A 2,285-nucleotide genomic window follows, 5' to 3' on the forward strand; every position below is an offset into this window, starting at 1 on the left:
AAGCAGACAACCAAAAAAAACACAAGGTCCAAGACTTGGTTCCCCATCAAAAACTAGATCAATTAGAACCACTACAACAACTAGAACAATTACAACCACTACAACAACTAGAACAATTACAACCTTCCTAACCTGACAACGTGAAGCAGACAACAGTTAGAACAACTACAACAATTACACCTGTCCACCGTGGCGGAACTTTTTCAACCCAACAAAACCCAGCAGACTCAAAACACGGCAATTTTTCCTGCCTGTAGGCAGTTTTTTTAGTTTAAATGTTAATATTTTGTAAATAAACTTGCAGTTATCATAAAGATCTTCCTAAATTAACTATCATAATAAGAGTATCGTCTCCATGAAAATGGAAAATGGGACAGAAACCACCTTCAGATGACCCAAAAGGCGGATTTCTGTAAATATTTTGGGCGTTTCATCCTTGCAACGGTTCAAGGAAATCAAGAGGTAAAGTAATTTTTTAACACAACTATATGGAATCAAACAAAATAGGAGGGGGGACCATCATCTCGCAGGTACCCATCCCGATCGAAGAGTACAATGAGCTATTGCCCTTTTTAAAAGTCAAAAGCTACAGCAAAAATCAAATTTTAAAAGCTTGCCATGAGATCGAAACGACCAGAAGATACCTCATCTCAGGTACCTTGGCCTTGTTTGAAAACCAACAGGGCTCGAAAGTTTGCAGAAGAATATATAGCAAATACTGTTTGGTCTGTGATTTTGAATCTTTCGAAAAAGAGCAACTTACCGACTTTTCCATAGTGGCATACACAGACTGTTTGGTCTGTGAAATCCCGAAAGAGCTTGAAGAGGCCATATTGATTCCCGCGCCCCACATCATCAAATTGATTTTAAGGTTAAGCCATCAGGTGGTGGTTCAGAATTTGGAATGGGCCAGTGTCCTTTGGCTGTCCCCCAAGGCAAGGTACAGCAGACTTCCCCAAATCTGCCCTGACTTTGCATTGATCAAAATCAAGGATATTTGCGGCATCCTCAACCTGCCCGAAAGAACCCTCCACCGCCTGAGAGGAAAAAGCTAACTACCCCAACTTTCTTTATTAAAATCCTATTTCCCTTTTCCATCTCCATATGGCCCGATACCCCCATGCCTTTTCAAAAAATTCCCTCTAACCAAATACTTGTACTGAGCGAAGTCGAAGTAACCATTAACCAAATAACCCCTAACCAATTAACCCTTAATTAAATAACCATTAACCCCTTAACCAAATACCCGTACTGAGCGCAGTCGAAGTAACCATTAACAATTAACCCCTTAACCAAATAACCATTAACCAAATAACTATTAACCCAATAACCATTAACCAAAAGCCCCATGTACCGAAAGCGATGTGTCATTTACCCGAAAGACGTCCAGCTCATCACCGGCAAGAGTGAGAGGTATGCGCAAGACCTGTTGAACAAAATCAGGGAAGTATACAAAAAACAGCCCCACCAGTTCATCACCGTCCAGGAATTCTGCACCTTTTCCGGCATCCCGCTACATGAGGTTGAACCATTTCTTTGAATTTTTAAAAACAGACACAAGACAAAAAAAAGACGCAAGACGCTAGACGTAAGAAACAAGACTTGATTCAGCAACAACAATTGGAACCCCTATTAAAATTAGAATCTTTTTCATTCAGACAACGCAACAACGCGAAGCTGATAACCTGACAACGCGTAGCAGACAACAATTAGAACAAATACATCAATTAAACCTGTCCGCCGTAGGGGAACATTTTTCATCTGCGCCAATCCATTTTATCTGTGGTTAAAATCTCCGTCCCTGTTTTGGCGGAAAGCCTTTTTTCCTCTCGACCATCAAATTAGCCAAAACCAAACCCAATTCATTTCACATTTTTTCTATAAACATGCCACCCCTTCGGGGTTTATTTTTACCAGACCTTTCTAAACTCAAATTCATACTTTGGTAAAAATTTCATTCGAAGCAAGAGTGCGTGGGGAGGCGAAATTCCGGGCCAGCGATGGCCTAGTGGGAGGAAGGATTATTTCGCTTGCCTTTTTTGGTTACTTTTTGTGGTAAGACAAAAAGTGACAAAAGGAATATGCTTCATCCTTTTAATCTGTGGTTAAAAATAACCTTCCCTGTTTTGGCGGAAAGCCAATTTCCCGATCAAACATCAAATTAGCCAAAACCAAACCCAATTCATTTGGGAGTGTTCATTAAACTGTGTCATTTCCTTCAAACCGTTCATCAAAGTAAGCAATTAGGTCTTTTCGTATGGAAGGCCAAGCGAATATTGAACCGT

The 2,285-nt window shown here is 40.4% G+C and carries 1 protein-coding gene; it reads left to right on the forward strand.

The window, feature by feature from the left end; translation table 11 throughout:
• Positions 1-488 precede the first annotated feature (488 nt).
• On the forward strand, positions 489-1,055 hold the full coding sequence (locus tag NK987_RS21320) for a cyclic nucleotide-binding domain-containing protein (protein WP_259265496.1): 567 nt from the start codon (positions 489-491) through the stop codon (positions 1,053-1,055).
• Positions 1,056-2,285 lie beyond the last annotated feature (1,230 nt).

Origin of the sequence: Aquiflexum gelatinilyticum, from assembly GCF_024813435.1 — a bacterium.
In the GTDB taxonomy this organism is placed as follows: Bacteria; Bacteroidota; Bacteroidia; order Cytophagales; family Cyclobacteriaceae; genus Cognataquiflexum; species Cognataquiflexum gelatinilyticum.